At 43.4% G+C, this 23,227-nt stretch carries 27 protein-coding genes; 7 read left to right on the plus strand and 20 right to left on the minus strand.

Annotation, left to right across the window (positions count from 1 at the left end):
- Positions 1-5 precede the first annotated feature (5 nt).
- The 3 genes from ACZ444_RS10850 to ACZ444_RS10860 all read right to left on the minus strand — a co-directional run bounded on the left by ACZ444_RS10850 (position 6) and on the right by ACZ444_RS10860 (position 2,815).
- A complete protein-coding gene (locus ACZ444_RS10850) occupies positions 6-836 on the minus strand; it encodes an ABC transporter permease (protein ID WP_382357768.1) in 831 nt (276 codons plus the stop codon).
- Positions 829-2,043 (minus strand): quaternary amine ABC transporter ATP-binding protein, encoded by a 1,215-nt coding sequence (locus ACZ444_RS10855; protein WP_382357769.1) that lies wholly within the window; start codon positions 2,041-2,043, stop codon positions 829-831. Before ACZ444_RS10855 ends, ACZ444_RS10850 begins: the two co-directional genes overlap by 8 nt.
- Before the next feature lie 430 nt (positions 2,044-2,473).
- Positions 2,474-2,815: a DUF1878 family protein gene (locus ACZ444_RS10860; protein WP_382357920.1), complete on the minus strand. Its 342-nt coding sequence runs from the start codon at positions 2,813-2,815 to the stop codon at positions 2,474-2,476.
- Positions 2,816-2,987: 172 nt separating this feature from the next.
- On the opposite strand from ACZ444_RS10860, the gene ACZ444_RS10865 reads away from it, so the two are divergent.
- Positions 2,988-3,533, plus strand: coding sequence for a DUF3267 domain-containing protein (locus tag ACZ444_RS10865; protein WP_382357770.1), 546 nt, complete (start codon positions 2,988-2,990; stop codon positions 3,531-3,533).
- A 456-nt stretch (positions 3,534-3,989) separates the two neighbouring features.
- The gene (locus tag ACZ444_RS10870) at positions 3,990-4,907 is read left to right on the plus strand and encodes a peptidylprolyl isomerase (protein WP_382357772.1); all 918 of its coding nucleotides are present in this window, start codon (positions 3,990-3,992) and stop codon (positions 4,905-4,907) included.
- Positions 4,908-4,960: 53 nt separating this feature from the next.
- On the opposite strand, the gene ACZ444_RS10875 is transcribed toward ACZ444_RS10870, so the two are convergent.
- From ACZ444_RS10875 to ACZ444_RS10885, 3 genes are all read right to left on the minus strand, one after another.
- Positions 4,961-5,155 (minus strand): sporulation YhaL family protein, encoded by a 195-nt coding sequence (locus ACZ444_RS10875; protein ID WP_382357773.1) that lies wholly within the window; start codon positions 5,153-5,155, stop codon positions 4,961-4,963.
- A gap of 83 nt (positions 5,156-5,238) precedes the next feature.
- Complete coding sequence (yhaM, locus tag ACZ444_RS10880; RefSeq protein WP_382357774.1) at positions 5,239-6,186, minus strand: 3'-5' exoribonuclease YhaM; 948 nt, start codon at positions 6,184-6,186, stop codon at positions 5,239-5,241.
- 44 nt (positions 6,187-6,230) lie between these two features.
- Positions 6,231-6,806 carry a GbsR/MarR family transcriptional regulator gene (locus tag ACZ444_RS10885; protein WP_382357775.1) on the minus strand — a complete coding sequence of 192 codons (576 nt, stop codon included), beginning with the start codon at positions 6,804-6,806 and terminating at the stop codon, positions 6,231-6,233.
- 280 nt (positions 6,807-7,086) lie between these two features.
- Between ACZ444_RS10885 and ACZ444_RS10890 the strand changes: the two genes are divergently transcribed.
- On the plus strand, positions 7,087-7,269 hold the full coding sequence (locus ACZ444_RS10890) for a YhzD family protein (protein WP_382357776.1): 183 nt from the start codon (positions 7,087-7,089) through the stop codon (positions 7,267-7,269).
- Positions 7,270-7,337: 68 nt separating this feature from the next.
- Here ACZ444_RS10890 and ACZ444_RS10895 read toward each other — a convergent pair whose 3' ends face one another.
- The 5 genes from ACZ444_RS10895 to ACZ444_RS10915 all read right to left on the minus strand — a co-directional run bounded on the left by ACZ444_RS10895 (position 7,338) and on the right by ACZ444_RS10915 (position 11,322).
- Positions 7,338-7,700: a YlbF/YmcA family competence regulator gene (locus ACZ444_RS10895; protein ID WP_382357777.1), complete on the minus strand. Its 363-nt coding sequence runs from the start codon at positions 7,698-7,700 to the stop codon at positions 7,338-7,340.
- A gap of 208 nt (positions 7,701-7,908) precedes the next feature.
- Positions 7,909-8,124: a small, acid-soluble spore protein, alpha/beta type gene (locus ACZ444_RS10900; protein WP_382357778.1), complete on the minus strand. Its 216-nt coding sequence runs from the start codon at positions 8,122-8,124 to the stop codon at positions 7,909-7,911.
- Between the two features lie 155 nt (positions 8,125-8,279).
- Positions 8,280-9,665, minus strand: coding sequence for a class II fumarate hydratase (fumC, locus tag ACZ444_RS10905; protein WP_382357779.1), 1,386 nt, complete (start codon positions 9,663-9,665; stop codon positions 8,280-8,282).
- Positions 9,666-9,815: 150 nt separating this feature from the next.
- Complete coding sequence (locus tag ACZ444_RS10910; RefSeq protein WP_382357780.1) at positions 9,816-10,049, minus strand: IDEAL domain-containing protein; 234 nt, start codon at positions 10,047-10,049, stop codon at positions 9,816-9,818.
- Between the two features lie 76 nt (positions 10,050-10,125).
- Positions 10,126-11,322, minus strand: a complete 1,197-nt coding sequence (locus ACZ444_RS10915) for an MFS transporter (protein WP_382357781.1) — start codon at positions 11,320-11,322, stop codon at positions 10,126-10,128.
- Positions 11,323-11,547: 225 nt separating this feature from the next.
- Here ACZ444_RS10915 and ACZ444_RS10920 point away from each other — a divergent pair, with 225 nt between their 5' ends.
- Positions 11,548-12,414: a cation diffusion facilitator family transporter gene (locus tag ACZ444_RS10920; protein ID WP_382357782.1), complete on the plus strand. Its 867-nt coding sequence runs from the start codon at positions 11,548-11,550 to the stop codon at positions 12,412-12,414.
- Positions 12,415-12,494: 80 nt separating this feature from the next.
- On the opposite strand, the gene ACZ444_RS10925 is transcribed toward ACZ444_RS10920, so the two are convergent.
- Positions 12,495-12,788 (minus strand): AzlD domain-containing protein, encoded by a 294-nt coding sequence (locus ACZ444_RS10925; protein WP_382357783.1) that lies wholly within the window; start codon positions 12,786-12,788, stop codon positions 12,495-12,497.
- Positions 12,785-13,513, minus strand: a complete 729-nt coding sequence (locus ACZ444_RS10930; protein WP_382357784.1) for an AzlC family ABC transporter permease — start codon at positions 13,511-13,513, stop codon at positions 12,785-12,787. Before ACZ444_RS10930 ends, ACZ444_RS10925 begins: the two co-directional genes overlap by 4 nt.
- A gap of 377 nt (positions 13,514-13,890) precedes the next feature.
- Here ACZ444_RS10930 and nhaC point away from each other — a divergent pair, with 377 nt between their 5' ends.
- Entirely contained in the window at positions 13,891-15,261 is a 1,371-nt protein-coding gene (gene nhaC, locus ACZ444_RS10935) for a Na+/H+ antiporter NhaC (RefSeq protein WP_382357785.1), read from the plus strand.
- A 185-nt stretch (positions 15,262-15,446) separates the two neighbouring features.
- Here the strand turns inward: nhaC and ACZ444_RS10940 are convergent, their stop codons facing one another.
- From ACZ444_RS10940 to ACZ444_RS10960, 5 genes are all read right to left on the minus strand, one after another.
- Entirely contained in the window at positions 15,447-16,226 is a 780-nt protein-coding gene (locus ACZ444_RS10940) for a cobalamin-binding protein (protein WP_382357786.1), read from the minus strand.
- Positions 16,227-16,323: 97 nt separating this feature from the next.
- Positions 16,324-17,076, minus strand: coding sequence for a type I methionyl aminopeptidase (map, locus tag ACZ444_RS10945; protein ID WP_382357787.1), 753 nt, complete (start codon positions 17,074-17,076; stop codon positions 16,324-16,326).
- A gap of 170 nt (positions 17,077-17,246) precedes the next feature.
- Positions 17,247-18,008: a (S)-benzoin forming benzil reductase gene (locus ACZ444_RS10950; protein ID WP_382357788.1), complete on the minus strand. Its 762-nt coding sequence runs from the start codon at positions 18,006-18,008 to the stop codon at positions 17,247-17,249.
- A 256-nt stretch (positions 18,009-18,264) separates the two neighbouring features.
- On the minus strand, positions 18,265-18,732 hold the full coding sequence (locus ACZ444_RS10955) for an S-ribosylhomocysteine lyase (protein ID WP_382357789.1): 468 nt from the start codon (positions 18,730-18,732) through the stop codon (positions 18,265-18,267).
- A 167-nt stretch (positions 18,733-18,899) separates the two neighbouring features.
- Positions 18,900-19,661: a YhcN/YlaJ family sporulation lipoprotein gene (locus ACZ444_RS10960; RefSeq protein WP_382357790.1), complete on the minus strand. Its 762-nt coding sequence runs from the start codon at positions 19,659-19,661 to the stop codon at positions 18,900-18,902.
- A 159-nt stretch (positions 19,662-19,820) separates the two neighbouring features.
- Between ACZ444_RS10960 and ACZ444_RS10965 the strand changes: the two genes are divergently transcribed.
- A complete protein-coding gene (locus tag ACZ444_RS10965; protein ID WP_382357792.1) occupies positions 19,821-20,057 on the plus strand; it encodes a YhdB family protein in 237 nt (78 codons plus the stop codon).
- Between the two features lie 52 nt (positions 20,058-20,109).
- Here the strand turns inward: ACZ444_RS10965 and ACZ444_RS10970 are convergent, their stop codons facing one another.
- Positions 20,110-20,916 carry a S1C family serine protease gene (locus ACZ444_RS10970; RefSeq protein WP_382357793.1) on the minus strand — a complete coding sequence of 269 codons (807 nt, stop codon included), beginning with the start codon at positions 20,914-20,916 and terminating at the stop codon, positions 20,110-20,112.
- 190 nt (positions 20,917-21,106) lie between these two features.
- Between ACZ444_RS10970 and ACZ444_RS10975 the strand changes: the two genes are divergently transcribed.
- The gene (locus tag ACZ444_RS10975) at positions 21,107-21,658 is read left to right on the plus strand and encodes a beta-class carbonic anhydrase (protein ID WP_382357794.1); all 552 of its coding nucleotides are present in this window, start codon (positions 21,107-21,109) and stop codon (positions 21,656-21,658) included.
- A 309-nt stretch (positions 21,659-21,967) separates the two neighbouring features.
- Here the strand turns inward: ACZ444_RS10975 and ACZ444_RS10980 are convergent, their stop codons facing one another.
- Positions 21,968-23,047, minus strand: a complete 1,080-nt coding sequence (locus tag ACZ444_RS10980; RefSeq protein ID WP_382357795.1) for an undecaprenyldiphospho-muramoylpentapeptide beta-N-acetylglucosaminyltransferase — start codon at positions 23,045-23,047, stop codon at positions 21,968-21,970.
- Between the last annotated feature and the right edge of the window lie 180 nt (positions 23,048-23,227).

The following is a 23,227-nucleotide window of genomic DNA, read 5'->3' on the forward strand; positions in this document are numbered from 1 at the left end:
TCTTTCTATTTATTAACCCCTTGGGTCACGCGGTCAAGCAGCATCGCAAGAATAACAAGCGATATACCACCTTCAAAGCCTGATCCAATATCTACCTGGGTAACAGCCCGGTAAACAACAGTACCAAGACCTGGTGCTCCGACCATCGAAGCGATAACAACCATTGACAGAGACAGCATAATAGTCTGATTAACCCCTGCCATAATTGATGTCATGCCCAGCGGTATCTGAACTTTTGTCAGCCTTTGCCCTGTCGTTGAACCAAAAGCGTTAGACGCTTCAATCAGTTCTTCATCTACCTCTCGGATACCAAGGTTTGTCAGCCGCACAGTCGGTGGCATTGAGAAAATAATTGTCGCGATGACACCTGGAACCATACCAAGACTGAAGAACACAACTGCCGGAATCAAATAAACAAATGCCGGCATAGTCTGCATGAAGTCAAGAATTGGTGTGACAATCGCCTGAACGGAATCTTTCTGTGACATCCAAATACCAATGGGAATACCTATTAGCATGGAAATAACCACCGACACAAGAACAAGCGAAAGTGTTTCCATCATTTCAGGCCAATAACCCAGGTTATTAACTAGGCCAAGACCAATAACAGCAAATAAACCTATCTTCCAGTTCACAGCCCACCACGAGAGCAGAGCGATTATAATAATCAGCACAAGTGGTGGCGGTACTTCCAGTAAGCTAACAAAATTCTCCGTAATAAATGACAGAACGGCAGATATCGTGTCAAACACAACACCAAATGTGTCTGTCAAAAAGTTTTTAAACGACTCAACCCATTCTCCTAATGGGAGCTGCGGAAAAATGGTATCAGGCATTTGACTCGTCACCCCCATTTCCATTTATCACTTCATCATTGCCAGCAAGTGCCCCAATAACAGATCCTCTGACAACAATGCCAAGCAACTTGCCGGATTCGTCAACAACCGACAATGGTGCCGCATCATTCGTCATTGGTTCAAATAACTCAGACAATAAAGTATCTGGAGAAACTTTCGGGATATCGGATATTAAAATATCTTCCATCGTCTTGTCTTGTTTAGCGACTTCAGCTGCCTGATTTGCTGTTACATAGCCAAGGAGCTTTTGTTTTTTATCGACGACATAAATCGTAGAAACGCCGCTTTCTCTCATTAATCTCAAGGCAACATTTGGACCCCGGTCAACTGTGACACTTTCAGCACGTTTCATGACATGGCCCGCCGTAAGAACTTTGGCGAGGTCAACATCTTCAACAAAACGCTCAACATAATCGTTGGCGGGTGACATCAGGATTTCCTCAGCCGTACCAATTTGTACAATAGCGCCGTCCTTCATCAGAGCAATTCTGTCGCCAATACGAAGCGCTTCGTTCAGGTCATGCGTGATAAAGATGATTGTTTTCTGCACTGATTGCTGCAGATCCATAAGTTCATCCTGCATATCCTTACGAATCAATGGATCCAGCGCACTGAATGCCTCATCCATTAGAAGGATTTCCGGGTCATTGGCAAGGGCCCTTGCTAGACCAACACGCTGTTGCATGCCGCCAGAAAGCTCACTTGGAGACTTATCCATATAATCGCCCAGTCCTACAAGATTCAAAGCATCACGTGCCTTTTGATCACGATCATTTTTATCAACGCCCTGAACCTCTAAACCATACTCGGCGTTCTTAAGAATTGACTTATGCGGAAGGAGAGCGAAATTCTGAAACACCATGCTCATTTTTTTCCTGCGCATATTACGCAGACTTTCCTTATCCATTTTTGTCACGTTCTCATCGTCAAGCCATACATCACCAGAAGTCGGCTCGATAAGACGATTAAGCATACGCACAAGTGTGGATTTACCGCTTCCGGATAAGCCCATGATAACAAAGACTTCCCCATCTTGAACGTCAAATGTTGCCTGATTGACACCCACTGTCATACCTGTGAGATCAAGAATTTCACCTTTCGATTTATTCTCATCAAGGTATTTGATAGCTTGTTTCGGTCGTCGGCCGAATACTTTAGTCAATCGGTCAACCTTAATTTTACTCATTTTTTCACCTCTCTTAAACAGTGTTTAATTTTTTGGTTTGAATGTGAAGAAACTATGTATATCCAAACAAAACCATTCATTTTTGACATATTTCTTCCAGTCCTAACAGTTGAACGACGAGGTTAAAAAATCCTGCAACTTTTCTATCAGTTCAAAAGTATAAAAAATCACCTGATTAATTCTTTAATAAAAAACTGATCTCTCGCTGCCTACCCTTACAACTATAAATCTATTACAATTTTATTTCAACTATTAAATAGCGTCAATTTTGTACATATTTTTTGTTCAGTTTGTGCTGAACAACATATACGAGTTTTTTCTTGCATTTCCTTTAATTTGCTATAAAATGCTGGCTTAAAGCATTTAATACTGATGTCTAATGCCGGCTGAAACCAACTGCACCAATTATAATTTGTTCCATAAATTGTTATTATCTTTTCAATACGTTTACAAATTCATCCATTAAAGAAGAATAATAGCCTTCCTGCTTCAGAGCGTAAATGGCTGCATCCGGGTCCAATTTTATATTCAGCATGCCAGCAAAATGCACTAAAAGCGGGGAGAAGTCCAGGTATCCTCTCGCTTTTTGAACTATGTATTCAGCATGAAGCTTTGCGATAAGCTGCATAAGATCCTCGTATTCCTTTCGGGTTAAATGATTTTCGACAATCATTTTTGTGAATGGATACGTCTCTGAATCAATTGTTTCCGCTAACAGCTTAAGATGAAAATAAATGGTTTCAAATTTTTCTGTATCATCCAACCATAACACCCCCAGATCCGCAGCATTCATTTTTCTTCAGCTCAGTCATAGCAGTCATTACCAGACCTATGACAAATCATATTATTTTTACATAACCTATTGATTTTTACAATGGAACATATTATGATCTCTAAGGGAAATTGAACTGAAAGGCTCCTGACAATATAAGGGGGGATCCACAATGAATTGCTGGAAAATCATCAATCTGGATAAAAAATTTGGTATGAACAGACTGCACTCGCAATCTTTATTAATTGGGCTGCTGACGTTCATATTTCTTTATATCCCCTTATCTGTTAAGCATGGAACAGCAAATTTAAATGAATCGGGTATTATTCCGTTCATTCTGGCAATTCTTTTTTTGCCCGCTATGCATACATTCGTGCACATGCTGCCCTTAATGATATTAAATAAACGGACACGTCTGATTTATAAACGAAACATGATTTTTTTTCCTGTCACGAACTATTATACAAAAAAGTATTTAACAAAAAAAGCGTCTTTATTAGCAACAGCAGCGCCAACGCTGTTGATCACCATTCCGGGTATACTGGGAAGCTGGCTGTTTAGTACGTATTATGTATACTTTCTTATCTTCACAGCCGCCCATATCGCTTTGTCGTTTAAAGATATTTTATATATGGCTTATATTTCTAAATCGCCGAAACATGCCTATATCGAAAACAGTTCAGATGAAATTGTCATACTCGTAAACAGGAACGACTAAACCGGTTTAAAACTGGTTTATTTATTATACAACACAGGTTATAAAAAGTACATCTGAACACCGATAACCATGTATTGTTTCACGCCGCCCGAAAGTAATTTATACTGTTCATCCCAGTCATCTTTTGATACAGTATGAATAGGATTGACATGGTATTTCATTAAGGGGGTTTTGACATTGACATTAATTTTTCCATTTTATGCCCTTTTGGTTTTGTTAGTTTTCAATTCCTTAACACATAAATTTTGCATGAAAATGGAGTTGAAAGCCAAAAAGCAATCTTCCATGTATCGCGTAATTAATATTATGATTTTGATTTTACTTCTATCCTCATATGTCAAAGTGCTGAATGTGACAGTATAAAATATAAAATGAATAATTACACCATTTTTTCCGCTATCTATGTTATATTTAAAAAATGACTTAGACACTATTATTAATTAGGAGTGTACACAAATGAAGAAATTAGCCATTGCTGCCGGTATAGCCAGCATCCTGACATTGTCAGCCTGCAGTTCAGACGGTGGCTCGGACGTTGTAGCTGAAACAGGTGCGGGAGACATAACCAAGCAGGATTTTTATGATCAGATGAAGGATAAAACCGGCTCAGATGTCTTGCGCCAAATGGTGACGCGTAAAGTGCTGGAAGATAATTATGACGTCTCAGATGAAGACGTGAATGCACAAGTAAAGGATACAAAGGATCAATTAGGTGATCAATTTGACATGTTTCTCCAGCAGCAGGGCTTCAAAGATGAAGACGCCTATCGTGATACCATCAGACTCAGCCTCCTGCAGCTGGAAGCGGCAGCAGAGGATATGGATATTACAAAAGACGATTTAAAACAGCGCTACAATCGGATGCAAACCGAGATCAAAGCTAAAAATATTGTAGTGGACGATGAAGAAACAGCCAAGAAAGTTGAAAAGAAACTCGATAACGGTAAAAATTTCGATGATCTAATGGAAAAATACACCTCAGATAAACAAACACCGCAACGTGGCAGACGTCAGGGAGGCGGCGCCCAGCAGAGCGGTGAGTTAGACTACTTTACAGCTGGCGATCTGACGCCTGCGATTGAGGACGCTGCTTATAACATGGATGGGGGTAAAGTCAGTGACCCTATCAAATCAGATTATGGCTACAACATTATAAAAGTTACGGACAAGCGTGATAAGGATAAGGATATCGGATCATTCGAGGATAACAAAGACAAGATACGCCGTAACATTATTAATCGCCGTGTTGACGTCAAGCAGCTTCAGAAAAAGATAGACGGGCTGATTGAGGATTCTGATGTTAATATTAAACCAGATGATCTGCAGGGCATTTTCAAAAAAGATGACAACAAACAGCAAAAATCTAAAGACTAAGTCAAAAAGACGGCTGACACCCCTTTATGGGCGCAGCCGTCTTTTTGTTACGATCAGGACATATGCTGTCGCTGTCTATGCTTTTCGTGCCGTTCCTGTTCCATCCGGTCAATATAAACCATGCCTTCCTGTTCGATATACTGCTGTTCAAGCCTGCGCTCTGCACGCATCGCCCGAAACGCCATATAGCCGCTTAAAAAAATGAACATAATCAACATAAATACCCACCAAGGCACTCCAAGAATCATTATAAGCCCCCTTGTCCATCCATTTAGTTAATGTATATGCAATACCGAGGCTTAAATATGTTCTGGATGTGGATCAGTGTGCTTTATTTTTCTTCAAATGCTGGTTTATAAAATGCCCGATTATCTAGTCCGAACAACCGTTCTGTAAATTCCCCCGGTTCCACTTTGTCCAGTGCTCGATTTAATGTATTCATTCTGGCATCGATCAGATCAATTAAATGCAGCAATTCCGCTTCCCGGATTAGAGGCATCTTGGGACTGCCCCATTCTGCCTTTCCGTGATGGGAAAGGATTAAGTGCTGTAAAATCAATACTTCCTCGCCCTCAATTTCCAGTTCCTTTGCCATAAGCCCAATCTCTTCAACCATTATCGGGATATGACCAAGCAGTTTCCCTTCCAGTGTATAAGATGTTGTGACCATACCTGAAAGTTCTTTTATTTTACCCATATCATGCAAAATAACCCCAGCATACAACAGATCCTTGTTGGTCTGCGGATACAAGTCGTGCAGGTCTTTTGCTACTGCAAGCATACTCACCGTGTGATGAGCCAAACCTGAGGCGTAGGCATGATGGTGCCTGGCAGCCGCCGGATAACTCAGCAGGCTTTCCTGGTATTTCTTAACCAGGGCCCGGACAATTCGCTGCAATGACGGGTTTGTCATTTCAAAAATAGCACTAGTCAATCGCTCCATTAATGTTTCCGGTGCAACCGGTGCTTTTTCAATAAAGTCAGCCACCTGGACATTATCTGTCGGCTGAGAAAGCCGGATCGAAAAAATTTTCAGCTGCGGCTTACCCCGGAACTGATTGATTTCTCCTGAGATCCTCACAATTTGTTCTGGTAAGAAGATATCTTCATCTTCTTTTGTAGAATCCCAGAGCTTTGCTTCAATTTCACCTGTCGTATCGCGTAAAATCAGTGTTAAAAATGGCTTCCCATTACTCGTAATACCGCGTGAAGCTGATTTAATTAGTATAAAGTCATCAAATGCATCACCAACACTGTAATGTTCTATCCCCTGTTTCAAGCCTGATTGCTCCCCCTTTTTGAGACATCATTAGCTGCTGAGGTCTAATTATCTTCGTATTTTGTCTCTGCAGAATTTTTTGGTATATAGTCAAAAATCTCCCCTGATTCAACGACCTGAATAAATGTCATCAACCATTCATAGTAGCCTTTTGCATAACGGAGCCGTTCCAGATCGCGGTCGATTTTAGCCTGCAGCGTTTGATCACTGTTGCGCTCTCTTATTTTTATCAGCTCGGTTATCGTCTCATTTGTTTCTTCTATATTTGTTTCGGTATGATGACGCCAGCGATTGCCAAACAGAGAAGTGAATGACTTATACCAGTCCTCTTCAGAGCGGTACAAGTCTTTTCGGATGCCCCGCTTGAAAGTCGTTTCAACCATTTTCATATCCGACAAGGCCCGTACACCTGTCGACATACTTGTTTTGCTCATTTCCAGCTCATCACGCATATCATCCAGGGTCATTGGTTCATCTGAAAAATAGAGAATACCATATAAACGCCCAACAGAAGTCGTCATACCATATAAGTTCATATTTTTAGCGATAACCTGAATGTACTTTTCAATCGTTTCTTCATATCTTTCATGATCGGTTGGTGTTTGGCGGTTGTTTGGCATTCGGCTCCCTCCATATGCTTAATGCTTATTCGATAGACTGAAGCCACTTAAGGCACCGTCACTTATCTTAAGATAGTTTATCATGAATAATGACTGAATGCGAATAGAATATGGACGTATTATCCGGCGAATTGACTTGATATGGCAGTGATTCTAACGCTGTGTCATTTTAGCAAATATAAAAAGTGAAGGCACGTTCTATTATTATTCGCTTACAGTATGCCTGATATGGTATGTTGACATTAGACATCATTTGATTTGAAGGGAGAGGAACAACGATATGACGTATTTTTTAACCGTATTTGAACAATCCGGTGAGAAGCTGCTCGATGAATCATTCGAAGCACCCAATAACGAAGAGGCCAAAACAATTGGCCAAAAACGCCTTGACGACGAAGGATACAGTCAATACACCCACCGCTGCGTGTCACCAGACGCCAAATTAATACTGTTTCACAGGTGAATCGGGGCTTGCACTGGATATAGAATGATCCCGCTGACCAATGATTCACAGCGGGATCTTAGAGTTGCTTATTCTTGTGCCTCTTCTTCTGGACTGCCGTAAAGTTCCTCAAGCGGCTTCGTAATAATCTGGCTGACTTCATTGATCACGACATTTAGATTCTGCTCTTCTTCCATTAATTTCGAAATATCATCGTGCTGCTGCACGGTTTCCACTACTTTTTGGGCTTCTTCGACTTCCTGTTCAGAAATCTCCTCACCCTGCATTTGCTTTTCCTGCAGAGCCATTTGGGTATTCCGGAAATTATTAAACATTTGTTTAGCAGATTCATCCGCCATCACAGCGTCATAGGCCTGTTTAAGCCTGGTGAACTCATCACTGTTACGGATTGCCTTTTCTAAATCATAGGCACTATCATAAATATTAGGCACGCTAATCCTCCTTCATTTTGTCTAAACACACTATAACAGACGTGTCCACCACTGTATACTATAAAGAGGATGCTTCACTTATCTTGCATAAGATATGTATAAAACAGTTTTGAATGTAAAAATTACCAAACGGCTGAAAAAAACATAAGAAGAGGAAAGCCTAAGACTTTCCTCTTCTGAACAAGGGAATTAGCCCTTGTGGAGCCATTTAATATGATTGTTGTTGTCCATTAAATTGGGACTGAGCTGACTGAACCAGACGCTTCGTGATTTCACCGCCGACAGAACCGTTGGCACGGGATGTCGTATCAGCGCCCATGTTAACACCAAACTCTTGGGCAATTTCTGTTTTCATCTGGTTAAGAGCCTGCTCTGCGCCAGGGACAACCAGCTGGTTTGAACTGCTGCTGTTGTTGTTAGCCATGTTTATCACCTCCTGTAAACACTATTGTTCACAGGTTTCGAAAACTTATCATGGAATTCCACTGGTAAATGTTGTTTAATAGCGCGGGCAGGCACTGAAACCAAAGGCATAGGTGAAATAATAAAAATACATTACGTTTGTCCCAGCCTTTTTCATTAGTTCGGATGGGTCATATCTTTAGGATTGACGTATTGTTCAAATTCTTCTTCAGTGAGCAAATCGAGTTCAACAGCCGCTTCCTTAAGCGTCGTATCGTCCTCAAATGCTTTTTTAGCAATTTTCGCGGCATTTTCATAGCCAATATGCGGGTTCAAAGCCGTAACAAGCATTAAGGAATTACGCAAAAAGTCATCAATACGCTCATAATTCGGTTCGATACCCTGCACGCAACGCTCATTAAACGAGCTCATGCTGTCCGCCAGCAACTGACATGACTGCAGGAAATTATAAGCAATGACAGGTTTGAAAACGTTCAGCTCAAAGTTGCCCTGACTAGCCGCAAAACCAATAGCTGCATCATTTCCCATGACTTGGGTCGCTGCGAGTGTCACGGCTTCAGGCTGTGTCGGATTAACTTTACCTGGCATGATTGAGCTGCCTGGTTCATTTGCCGGTATCGTAATTTCACCGATGCCTGAGCGTGGCCCGCTTGCAAGCCAGCGCACATCATTAGCGATTTTCATGAGATCAGCTGCCAGTCCTTTTAGCGCACCATGAACCTGAACCGTATCATCATGGCTCGTCAAGGCGTGAAATTTATTAGGCGCTGACTGAAACGTTTTGCCTGCTTCTTGACTGATAGCTCTGGTGACGGCTTCCGAAAAGTCCGGATGAGCATTCAGGCCTGTCCCGACTGCAGTGCCGCCGATGGCTAAATCTTTCAGATACTTGATGTTCTCCGAGATCATCGTTTCTGACTTTTCCAGCATGCGGTGCCAGCCGCTGATTTCCTGTCCCAGCGTCAGAGGTGTGGCATCCTGCAAGTGCGTACGCCCGATCTTGACAACTTCCTGAAAAGCGTCCATTTTCGCTTTCAAAGTGTCTTTCAGCGTTTTGGCAGCCGGCAGAACTTGATCTTCCAGCTTCAAAACAAACGCCACATGCATGGCTGTTGGAAACGTGTCATTAGAACTTTGTGATTTATTGACATCATCATTCGGGTGCAGGGTTTCCTCACTTCCCTGCTCTTTCAGCCATTCACTTCCGACATGGGCAATCACTTCATTAACATTCATATTAGATTGTGTGCCGCTCCCGGTCTGCCAGACGACCAGAGGGAAATGATCATCGAGTTCGCCGCTAATAATTTGGTCGGCAGCATAGCCAATCGCATCAGCCTTTTGCTTGCTCATTAAATCTAATTCATGATTCGCTTTAGCAGCAGCCTTTTTCAGAATTGCTAATGCCCGGGTAACTTCAACAGGCATTTTTTCACCGCCGATTGGAAAATTCTCTTTACTCCGCTGCGTCTGCGCACCCCAATATTTATCGGCGGGGACTTTCATGTCTCCCAGTGTATCTTTTTCAATCCGGTAGTCCATATCCGTAGTGCCTCCTTTGGTAAAACAATAACTGACTATATTATAACAAAATAAAAGTATTGAGCGTTAGCAAAAATCATATCGCATGAACGTTACTGCATTGCATCTTAAAAAGTCTCACCAGCACTGGTGAGACTTTTTAAGAGGAATTTATTCCCAGACGAAATGTCTGTATGCAACACATAATTGTTCAAACCGATCCCGGTTTCCCGTATCAAGACTGTGATTAATCGCATCCTGTAATCTTTGCTTATTCCAGGTAAAACATAGTTCATCTAATAAAAGCTGTGCCGTTAATTGCCATTCAAACGGCATTTGCCGCTTGGCTTGTTTAGCTGTCCCTCTATACCGGTAAAGCCGATAGATGCTCTTCTGCTTTTTCAATGGAACACTCCCCCTTGCTCCTTTTTCCCATTATCCTAAATAATGAGAAAATTTGCAAGGGTCGATTTTTGTGCGTCTAAGGCTTAATATTCCGGTAGCCCAGAAATCCGGCCACAAGGGCACAAATTGCCAGCAAACTGGCCGTCCAGCTAATATTCCAATTCATCATCAATGCAATAACAGGCGGACCTGCTGCTACACCAACATAGCGCATAGCACTATACAGTGATGTAATGACACCCCGGACATTCTTTTCTAATGAAGTTGAAATCAGGGAATCCAGACAAGGCAGTGCCATACCAATACCAGTTCCACAAATAAGAAAGATCGCCAACAAATAGATCGGATGATCCATAAGCGGGATAACGGCCACAGATGCCCCTGCTAACACAATACCGGTGAAAGTTACCCATTTCATAACGTTTAAATTATCTTTAATCTGATGCCCGGTGATGAAGGAAGCAATCGATAAAGCCAATAACGGAATGGCAAGCAGCACACCTTTCCAGATGCCTTCATAGCCGTATTTTTCTTCAAGAATGCTTGATAAGTAAAACAGAAAGCCAAATAAAATAAACATTAAGATGGCACCAATGATAAACACAGCAACCAGCCATTTGCCATGCTCTTTCATGGCATCTTTGATAAACCCGACATATTCTTTGAATTCTGTTTTTTCCTCTTCGCCACTTTTACTTTTTATCATGAACATAACCATAATTGTCGAGATAGCACAAAATACGGGTATCGAGTAAAAAGGCATGTACCAGACGATCGCGGCCAGTGCAGCTCCTAGTATCGGGCTCAGCACTTTCCCAATCGTGTTCGATGTCTCGATAATTCCAAGTGTCGCACTTGCTTCTTCATCATCTTTAAAGATGTCGCCCACAAGCGGTATAACAATGGGAAAAGCACCTGAGGAACCAATTCCCTGCAGGATTCTTCCCAGGAGAATAACCACAAATGGGTTATCCATAAACTGTGAAGCGAGAGCGGCGGCTAATCCGCCAATACCGGTGATGATTAATGAAGGTACAATCACGACTTTTCTGCCAAATCGGTCTGATAAAAAACCTGCAACAGGAATCAAAAAAATAGCGACAACAGAATAGACGGTAATAATATAACTTGACTGTAATTTTGAAATGTCCACTTCTTGCTCCATTACCGGCAGAACCGGAATCAGCATGGAATTTCCCAGAGTCATAATCAGCGGAACAGTTGATAAAGCTATAACAGCCCAGCGTTTTTCTTGTTCTTTGGAATCAGGCATAATACGTTTCTCCTTTGACACCGATTTGATCACTACTGGTTTTAATATTTGCTTAACACGTCGTTTTATTCCTGCAATTTTTGCCATAACTCAAGATGATTTAGACAGGTCAATTTAGATGGTGATGCCTCTTTCTGTTTCTCTAGACTCACTGCTGCAGGCTTTGATAAACTATTGTGGCTATAATACACGTGATAAAGTTGATGAAAACAGGAGGCCATTAAGATGGATCAGGCAAATGATTTTAAGCAGGGTGACAAAGGTGCCTGGATAAGCATTATTACGTACATCATTTTAGCCGTCGTTAAATTGATTATTGCTTCAGTTGGCCATTCTGATGCATTGCGGGCGGATGGTTTAAATAACACAACCGATGTGGTTGCTTCAGTTGCAGTGCTGATCGGTCTGAAAATATCCCGAAAACCACCTGATGCAGACCACCGTTATGGCCATCATCGAGCTGAGACAATCGCTTCACTGTTCGCCGCCTTCGTTATTGTTACAGTTGGTATACAAGTTATTACAGAATCATTTGAAAATGTTTTAGCCGGTAAAACCGCTCAGCCTGGTATGCTCACAGGCTGGACTGCACTGGGGACTGCTTTTCTGATCTATGGTGTCTATCTCTACAATAGACGACTTGCCACTAAAATCGGCAGCAGCTCCCTTTCCGCAGCAGCGAAGGATAATCGGTCGGATGCCTTTGTAAGCGTTGGTGCTTTTGTTGGCATTTCAGGGGCTCAATTCGGTATCTACTGGCTTGATCCATTGGCCGGATTGATTGTAGGCATTATTATCTGTAAGACAGCATGGGACATTTTCGTTGACGCCACTCATACATTAACGGACGGATTTGACGAAACAAAGATTAAACAAGTCAAAGCAGGCATTGCAGATGTGACCGAAGTGAAAAAAGTGGTTGACGTAAAAGGCAGAATTTATGGCAATCAAGCATTTATCGATGTAACGATCCTTGTTGAGCCGAGTTTAAATGTTAAAGAGAGCCATGCTATAACTGAAAAGATCGAACGTTTCCTGCAGGATCAATACAATATTCCGTATGCACAGATCCATATTGAGCCTTATGAATAAATCACGATTCAGGTTACGCATTAAAAAAGCTGCCGGCTCTCACCGAACAGCTTCTAATTCAAGATAAAATGGGCAGGCATTTACAGCGTCAATAAAAACACAGCTGCAATCGCGCCTATAACAACCAGGACAACATTAACCCTCAAGTAAGCCAGAGCTACCGCCGCCAGGCCGCCTAAAAGACCTACATACGGCCGTTCTGGTATCACGCTCAAAATACCCGGAAAAATCAGAGCACCCAAGGCCGCATAAGGAATCGCGTTCAGCCATCGGTTCACCCAGTCAGGGAACTGCAGTTTATCCACGATAAACGCTGGTATTATACGCGGTAACATCGTGACAAGAGACATACCAATGATAATGGCTAAAATCATGCGCTATCCTCCTTCAGCAAAACGACACCGCTCAAACCGCCGAGCACCGTCCCGCATACAATAGCCCAGCCTTCACTCATAAACTGACTGCATATGGCATTAATCAGCATGGCCAATATGGCAACCAGACCAATGCGCCACTCTTTTTTAACCGATGGAATTAAAAGGCCGATAAACATAGCATACAGCGCAATCCCCATACTTTGACTTAACTGCTCGGGTATAACTTCGCCGAGAAGACCACCCAAAATAGAACCAAATACCCAAGCGGCATACGCCGTAAGAATCAGGCCCGCATAGAAATAGCCCCCTTTTTTCATGTCCGCCTTTTCCGTATGAAGAGAGGATACCGCAAATGTTTCATCTGTCAGCCCCATTGATAAAGGAACTTTCCATTTCAATGTAAAATTCCGCAACCGGTTCATAAATGATAAACTCATCACGAATTGACGAAAATTCAGGACGAATGTGGCAACGATAATTTCCGCAGCACCGGCACTCACAGCGATCATATTGGCTGCCATCAATTGGCTCGCCCCTGCAAAAACCATCACACTCATTAACGCTAATTCCAGCATGGTCATACCCGACTGTTTGGCCAGCACGCCATAGGTAATCGAGATCGGCAGGTAGCCGAGCATAATCGGAAAACCTGTGGCAATGCCTTTCTGAATCATCAGTTTAGCAGAAGATGTTTTTTGTTCCGGTGTAACGTCTGTATCCATGCTCAGGCCCCCTCTGCATTAAAAATTAAGACTATTATAACTTATTTTCTGATAAAGGAAAAGTTATGTTTTTGTTAAATGAACATTGACAAATGTTTAGCATACCATGTATAGTCATGGCAAATCTTACAGATGAATTAAGCACCCGTGAATGCGCAGTAGATGCTGTCCGAGCAGCCGATAGAGACAGGGAGGATGGTGAAATCCCTGGCAGGGCAGCGATCGAAATACACATTCGAATAAACGCGGGTAATGTATCGAGCGGGTGAGTATACACTAATGTGATGCTCATCAAACAGGGTGGTAACACGGAGTCATGCTTCGTCCCTATATGGGGGCGGAGTTTTTTTATATTTATTAAAAGGAGGCGTTCAAGTATGTTTTCTGTACAGCCCAAGTATCAACCATCCTTGATTGAATCAGTTTTATTCTTCCTTCTAACAATTGGGTTAATCAGTTATTTTATTATTGGATTAGGAACTGAACCACACATCCCTATTCTGCTTGCTTTACTGCTCACGGTAGCATATGGACTCATGCGCAGAATTTCGTTCCAGGACCTTGAAGCAGGTATGATTGCTGGTGCTAAATCGGGTTTGGCAGCGATTTTCCTGTTCCTGTTAATCGGAATTTTAATCAGCAGCTGGATGATCAGCGGTACGATTCCCATTCTGATCGACACCGGTTTCTCACTTGTTGGCGGAACATGGTTTTATGCGATTGTATTTGCCGTAACAGCGATTATTGGTGTATCACTCGGCAGTTCCCTGACAACAACCGCCACAATCGGTGTAGCCTTTATTGGTATGGGCAGTGCTATGGATGCATCCATGGCAATTACAGCTGGTGCCATTGTTTCTGGTGCGTTTTTTGGTGATAAAATGTCGCCGTTGTCTGATACAACAAACTTGGCATCAACGGTTGTGCAAGTGGATTTATTCAGCCATATTAAACATATGGGACTGACAACCATTCCGGCATTTGTCATTTCGTTTGTTCTATTCGCCGTTTTATCACCCAGCGAGGCGGTTACGATTGCTGATTTAGATGCCTATAAATCAGGTCTTGCAGATACCGGACTGATGTATTGGACATCATGGATCCCACTGATCATTCTTTTTCTGGCAACGATTTTCCGGATCCCTGCTTTTGTATCAATTGCTCTCAGCAGTGTCATAGCTGTTGTACTGGGGGGCATAACAAGCGGGGTCGCCTGGACGGAGATATGGGGAATCCTGTTCAATGGCTATACCGCGTCAACAGGCTTCGGACCCGTTGACGAGCTATTAACCAAAGGCGGCATTAACAGTATGCTTTTCACCATCTCACTTGTGATTCTCGCTCTCGGATTTGGAGGTTTACTGTTTGTGACCGGCATTATCCCTGCCATTTTAGCTTCTTTCCAGCAAAAACTGCAGAATGTGCGGGCCATTATTGCCTCAACGGCTGCTACAGCACTTGGCGTCAATGTGCTGATAGGGGAACAATATCTGTCCGTTATGCTGACGGGTGAAACATTCAAAAGTGTTTATCAGCAGACAGGGTTATCGAATAAGGTGCTCGCCCGGACGCTGGAAGACGCTGGTACTGTTATCAACCCACTGGTGCCCTGGAGTGTCTGTGGGGTCTTTATCGCCGAAGTTCTCGGTGTTCCGGTTCTTACCTACTTGCCATTTGCGTTCTTCTGCCTTTTGAGTCCTGTTATCACAGTGTTGTTTGGCGGCAAGGCACTGAAAAATAAGGGTTAAAGAAGGTTCTGGTTTATATTCTGAAAGCTTAAAAAAGGGATGGGACAAAATAGTTTTATCAACTAGAACACGAACAGCTGACGTGAACAGTTAGAGCAATAAGCCGCTCCGGAATCGCTTTCTGCGGATGACTGGCGAGCCTCCTCGTGCTCGCCGCACCCGCAAGCTTTTCGGCAAAGCCTAAGCTAGTCCCAACCCTTTCCTTCCAGCAATGCTGTCAATTGACGCAGGCCTTCAAGCAACCTGGGGGATGGCCGGCAGAAAAGTGACTCTTCAAGAACAAAAATGTGATTGTGTTTAACGGCCGTTATCTGATCCCATCCAGGGCGCCTGCGGACATGATCCGGCCGCATTTTCGCTTCCTGCACGCCAACCCACACCATGCAAATACCATCCGGATTTCGTTCTCTCACATCCTCCCAGGTTGTTTGAACATTAGCTTCGTCTTTAGCAGCAAAAAGATTCTCCGCGCCAGCAAGATGACTGATTTCTGTCAGCCAATTACGCCCACCAGGGGTAAAAATCGGTTTAGGCCACCATTCCCAATACAAGGATGGCTTCTGCTCTATTGCTGCAGCTCGCTCACGAAAAGCCGTCACCTCCTGTCGAAAAGCTTTTGCTCTGTCGATCCCAAGTGATGTCTTCCCCAGAGCTGCCCCGACGCTTGCAATATCATCTGCAATATCCGCCAGTGAATTGGGGTCCAGTATCAGATAAGGCAGTCCCTTCTCATCAAGTGCTTCTATATTCTTTTCCATACCGGGGACACTTAAAGAAGCCAGAACCAAATCAGGCGATAATGCCGCCACTTTATCCATATCAATGGAAAGGTCGGGACCGAGGCTTGGCAAGTTCTGAACAGCATCAGGCCAATCGGAATAATCATCAACACCTATCAGTAAATCTGTTTGACCTAAATAATCCATAATTTCCGTGTTGCTGGGACAAATCGAAACAACGCGCATAAAAAACGCCTCTCCTTTCCGGAAAGATGCCTAAAGCCGTCCACCCCTGCCTAAAAACGAGGACGTTCGTGTCTGTATTGGCCCGTTCAGGCAAAAGCTACTGATTCTGCTCAGTGGTGATCATGGGACCGTCCTTAGTGATAACAATGGTATGTTCATACTGTGCCGAGCGGCCTTCATCAATGGTCCGTGCTGTCCAGTTGTTAGTGTCCATTTTACTTTGCCAGCTGCCTTCATTGATCATCGGCTCAATCGTGACAACCATTCCTTCTTTCAGCCGTGTTCCTTTACCTGCCTCGCCAAAATGCGGGATATGCGGCTCTTCATGCAGTGTTGGGCCGATACCATGACCTGTAAAGTCCCGGACAACGGAGAAACCTTCCGCTTCAGCATAAGTCTGGATCGCATGGCCAATATCTCCTATTCGACTGCCTGGCTGCGCTTGTTCAATCCCTTTGTAAAGGGATTTTTTAGTAACATCGAGCAATTTCTCCCCAACATCATCCAGGGTTCCGACTTGGAATGTCCAGGCTGAGTCAGCCAGTCCGCCATTCAAATTGACCACCATATCAACCGTGACAATGTCACCATCAACCAGTTCTTCGTCGCGTGGGAAACCATGGCAGATTTCGTCATTAACCGAGGCGCATGTCGCATAGGGATACCCCTCAAATCCCTTTTGTTCAGGTGTCGCACCGCGCTCCGCAAGAAACTTCTCAACAAAAGAGTCAATCTGTTTCGTGGTGACCCCGGGTTTAATCATTTTCCCAATTTCCTGATGACACGCGACGAGAATATCGCCAGCCTTTTGCATTTTTTCAATTTCGCGTTCACTTTTTCGTGTAATCATACGTTTCGTCCTTTCTGTCTATAATTCTTAGCCTGCTATCAATCGTGACCTGGGATGAGCCTTAGAATCAGCATAGCAGGTAACACTATACATTGGCAGCGGACTTCCATCCCCTGCCTTTCAGCCCGGCCTGTTACAATAGCCTATAAAACGCATCGGCCGGGGCATCGTTAGTCCGTGTAATCCGCAACATTATAAATTTTTCCATTAACAACGGATGAGTCGTCTGTCAGAATATCAACGAGAACGCCACCAACCGTATCAGCATCTTTTAGCTTATTTTGTTCCTTATAAGCCCGGAACTGGTCAACCTCGCGAAAAGCATGCTTATCACTGTTGCGGATTGTCTTCTGCATGTCTGTATCCATAATACCTGGACTGAAAGCAATTACTTTACTCCGCGTTTCCAGTTTATCCTGCTCCAGGGCGGCCGTTTGCGTATACATATTAATGCTTGCTTTGGTCGAGCAGTAGGCACTCCAGCCATACACTGGCCTTTCTGCTGCGCCTGATGTAATCGTTGCCGCCATAAAGCGCACATCCCAGTCAGCAGCTTTTTTCAGAAAGATGTTGGTTAACACCATTGGCGCTGTCATATTAACCTGAATATGATGGGCTATATCAGCACTTGTCGTATTCATTGAGGGACTCATCGGTTCCAGAACACCTGCATTATTAATTAAATAAACGGTATCCAGATTGCGGGAAAAAATATCATCACTGATTTGCTGAAACGTTTTCTCAGTCGCCTGCAGATTTCCTAAGTCAATCGCATAGTGCTGATATGTTACCTGATTCGCTGCCGCCACGTCCGCAAGCCGATGATTTTTTCCGCGGGATATCCCTGTTACATGCACCCCTCTTTCCATAAACTTTTTAGCAATTGACTCGCCCAGTCCTTTCGAAACACCGGTGACAACAGCATGTCGCATCGTTTCGACCCTCCATACATGGTTTAGCTAAAGTATTAACGCTCAGACCAGCAGTAAACGAGTGCTTCCCATACCTATTCTCGGATAAAGCGCGCAATGCCTGCTGGCTCATCTCCCCTGATCGTTTAATACTATTTTAGCACACAGAGAAGCAAAAAAGAACAAAGCATGCTGGGTGCCGATAAGCATTTAAGACGATCCATAAAAAAGACAGCCTGAATGCAAGGCTGTCCCTCAGACCATATAACCTATTCACCTATGGTGCATACACCTGATTCCATTCATCTTTTCGCTTCAGCATAGCCTCTGCAATTGTTTTTGCTCCGTCAAGACTATGATTAGCCGCCCAGCCGCATTGTTCTTCGTTGCAGGCCGGCACTTCATCAGCCGTCAGAACATCCTGTAATGTCTTTTCCAGCGCATCTGTTATTTCTTCGTAGCTGTCATTGTTAAGAACGGACAGATAAAATCCCGTCTGGCAGCCCATCGGCCCAATATCCAGCACATTATCGAGATGGACGCAGATACTCTCAGCCATTAAATGTTCAATTGAATGCAGACCGGGCATATCCATATGTTCCTGATTCGGCTGTTTAAACCGAATATCATATTTATTAACCTGATCACCATTCACACCTTTTGTTTCACTGACAAGGCGAACATAAGGTGCTGCGACTTTTGTGTAATCAAGGCTGAAACTTTCGGCATTCATGTTTTCAGGCATAGTGACCGCTCCTTTATACGCTTCCAAGTGATTCTTATTTTAACCTAACATGAATCATCAGACGTGTAAAAAAATCTGTCTAGACCCTGACCACGGTTCTTGCTTCCAGGCTGCAAACGCAAAAAAGGGCGACAGCTGCTTTTGCTTGCCACCCTTTTTTTCGTTTATTATTTATTGCCCTGCTGCGGGAAAATACGCTCAATCATGTTGCCCATCTGATCGAATAATCCTCTGACAGGTTTGCCATTACCTGCTTTATCCGAGTAATCACCAGCAAGATCAAAGAAATCTGGATTTGTCGTTACATAAACGTTATCAACATCAGAATCAACTGACTTCACAATGTCACTGATGTCATTTTTTACACTGTCAGTAACGTTGCTGCCTTTGTCAGTATTAGTGTTATTAATGTTGCCATCCATGTTTCCATTATCGCCATCATTTGCTGTGTCGCCGTCCATGTTTCCATTGTCGTCATTTGCTGTGTTGCCATCCATATTATCGCCATCATTCATATCAGCATTATCTTTGTTCTTGTTAGCCTGATTAAGCTGAGCTGCTACATACGCATTATTGTCAGTCTTTAAAACATACGAATGGTCAATATTGTCCATTTTATTTGTGATTTTATCTGCGGCTTTATTTGCCAGTTTATACTGGCTGTTATTATTTGTATTCCGCGTATAATTGTCACCGTCGTTCATATTCCCATTGTTGTTACGATCATTCATACGATTATCATCTGTATTAGTGTTATCCGGATTATCGGGGTTCATATCGTTTGTATCGCCATCGTTTTCATAACCTGTCTTTTCCACATTGCCATCATTGTCCTGACCATCTTCAGCAGCGTTATCGTTCCCATTCGTATTGCAGGCAGCTAACACAAGAAGCAAGACAGCCATCAGACTTACCAATTTCCATTTCATATAAATCCTCCTTACGGTTTTGCTATTAGTCTGCAGCAGCACTTAAGTTTTATACGCTTACATAAATTGGGAACGAACACTGTGCTTGTTACGGACAAATATATAAGATATCAGGGAAGGCTATAGAAGATCCTTTCAAATTGAAGGAGGATTTTAAAAATGGAAATCCCTGATTACGATAAAGCTTTATATTACACATTGTGGGGCCAATGGGATGAACTGCTTATACTAATGGTCCGCACAGATGACGATATGCTTTCCAAAAAAATACAGGTATTTCTGCACGCCTATTATTATTCACCTGAACAGGCTAAAGTAATGAATTCCCACGATGAACTGCTGTATTATATTGACCATGCTATGACCTATATGCCGCCTGTAACGATGGAGGTATAAGGAAAAATGATTTATCGGGAAAAAGTGCACTTGTACCAGTGCATTTTTTCCTTTATAAAGCGTGATAGTAATCAATTGGAATGAACAAACCGACACGTCCATAGTCATCGTGGTGGATGGTTGCAAATACAACGCCTATCACGTTCCCGTCTTCATTAATGACCGGACTGCCGCTATTGCCGCGGTATACGGGCGCATCCATCATGACCACTGGTTTGTCCCAGTCGCTGAGCTGGATATAATCCAGTACCCGGCCTTCATTGGCAATGCCGCTGAATCGAATGGGATTCCCGATGAAATAAACATGCTCACTCCCGGCTTCAAACGCCGTCTTTTCGGCAACGTCAAGATGAGGCAATCCAGTCTCATCAACCTTCACAACCGCCAGATCGACCGATGGATAAACAGTTTCCACATGCCCGGATAAAAGCCCTTTGTCAGGAAACGCAACTGTAACCGTATCATTGCCTTCCACAACATGGTAATTAGTAAGAACCTTCCCATCGGCAGATATGGAAAAGCCAGTTCCCCTGCCTTCTTCTGTTTCAATCACCACAACCGATTGCTTGTATGTTTGAATATTTTCCTGGGTGGACAATTTGGCAGAGGTTTTCAAGAAATCAACTGCAGGAATCGAAAACGTTTGCGGAATCAGGGCACCAACATTTAATACCATGACAGCAGCAATCAGCCAGAATACCCACTTTGGAAATCGTCTGCGGGGCTTTGCCTGTTGCTTCCTGTGCTGCTCTTTTGCTAAAGCCTTCTGCCGTTCCTCCTCAACAAGCTCGAAAAGTTCTTCTTCATCAAGTTCTTCATACAAATCATCATCACTATGGTTCTTTTTATCATCAGACATAAGCCAGCCCCCATAACACGTGTCAATCATTACCAACAGATGTATCTATATGCTAACATTTGTCAAGCTTAAACCCAGCGATGAATAAAAAACAGTTTTTTGGACAGTATGCACGCAGGCACAAAATGGCAGAAAACGTGCTATAATGGTAGCATTATTTCAAAATCATACAAAGGAAAGGAAAGATAACATGCTGCTTGACGATATGCTGACGTATAATGAACAATTTGTAAAAAATAAAGCTTACGAGCCCTATCAGACAGACAGCCTTCCCAACAAACGCACAGTCATTTTCACTTGTATGGAGTCGCGGCTGATCGAATTACTTCCGAAAGCATTAAACATCCAAAACGGCGATGTGAAAATGGTGAAAAATGCTGGTGCGATTCTTCGTGATCCATTTGATAGCGTTATGAAAAGTATCCTGGTCGCTATACACGCATTAAAAGCGGAACAAGTTATGGTCATCGGCCATCATGATTGCGGCATGTCTCATATGGATCAGGACGACTTTGAACAGTCTGCTCTGGACAAAGGCGTACCATCTGAATCCATTCATACCCTAAAACATGCGGGGATTGATTTAGAAAGTGAATTCAAAGGGTTTAACGCAGTAGAGGACTCTGTTCAGGAAAGTGTCTCGGTCATTCGAAATCATCCTTTATTACCATCATCTATTCATGTTCACGGCCTGGTTATCGATCCTGATACGGGGCAGGCAGATCTAGTGACAAGGGGGTAGGAAATCAGATACCCAGCCGGTTTCACTGTTACAGACATAAGATTAGAATTTGCTTTATATCTGCTGTCAATGATTAAAAAGGGGCTGGGACAGAATTTAAATGACCAGCTCCCAAGATCAACATATGCTTCAGCTCAGCGGAGGAAAAGACGGCGACTTCTAAGGGATCAAAGGATAGGTGAGCCTCCGGAGCGCGCCAGCGCTTCGGAGGCTCACCAGCCGCCCGCGGAAAGCGGCGTCTTTTTCCGGAGCGGGCTTATGACTCTTGCCTTCTGTCCCAGCCCCTGTGCAGATATTTCAGTCCTTATATCATACATCGATTCCGCCTGTCTGTTTAATGATCGACATCACCCGTTCACGAGATTTGTCACTTCGGTAATTTTTCATATGGTCTACTATCACGGGTGCCTGTTTTTTCAACTGAGACAACTCATTCACCAGCGATTCATCCGTCAATTCCTCTTCCTCCATAACCCGGGCAAAGTTTTGATCCTTGAATGATTGAGCATTAATGATCTGATCCCCTCTGCTGGCAGATCTTGAGAGCGGTATCAGCAGCATCGGTTTATGAAGCGCCAGAAATTCAAAAATCGCATTGGAGCCAGCACGTGACAGGACAAGATCCGTTGCAGCGAATAAATTCTGCAGTTCTTCATTAACATACTCAAACTGGGCATACCCCGCCTGCTCAAAAGATGGATCCGTTTTCCCCTGTCCGCAAATATGGGCAATCTGAAACATGGTTAAGAGCTGATCAAGGTTCTCCCGCACTGTCTGATTGATTTTTTCCGCACCGCCGCTTCCCCCCATGACGAGCAGAACAGGCTTATTGCTGGTAAAGTCGCACATAGTGAGCCCCTCTGTTTTATCACCTGCAAACAGCTCATCCCTCACGACGGCTCCAACGTGCTCGGATTTTTTTTCTGGTAAATAATTCATTGTCTCGGGAAAAGTAGCCAGTACCTTCTTGGCAAATGGAATGGAGAGTCTATTAGCAAGACCAGGTGTGAAGTCAGACTCATGAATGACAGTTGGAACACCGCGCAATTTCGCCGCCATAATGACCGGGACAGAAACAAAACCGCCTTTGGAAAAAATAACGGACGGCTTTTGTTTTCCAATAATACGCCAAGCCTGCATCACCCCTTTCACCACTTTAAATGGATCTTTTATGTTTTCAGTTGATAAATAACGGCGCAGCTTGCCAGTGGAAATCGGGTAGTATGTAACATTATTAAGAGACCCAACCAGCTTACGCTCAATCCCATCATGAGAGCCGATGTAATCTATTTCCCAACCTTCATTCTGGAAGGCTGGAATCAGGGCAAGGTTAACAATGACATGACCGGCTGTACCGCCGCCTGTAAATAATAATCGTTTGGCACACATAAACGAAGCACTCCTTCTTTCAAAACATCCGCGAACCGAACAGTTTTTTACATTGCCAGTGGTCAGCACTTCAATAATCTGACCGCAGTCAGATACGCGAGCGCATTTATACAGAAAGACCATATATTTATATTCCGGCTTCTCCCATCTTAAGGGATATCCATATGAAAAGGAAGAGAC

Source organism: Lentibacillus kimchii, assembly GCF_055381965.1.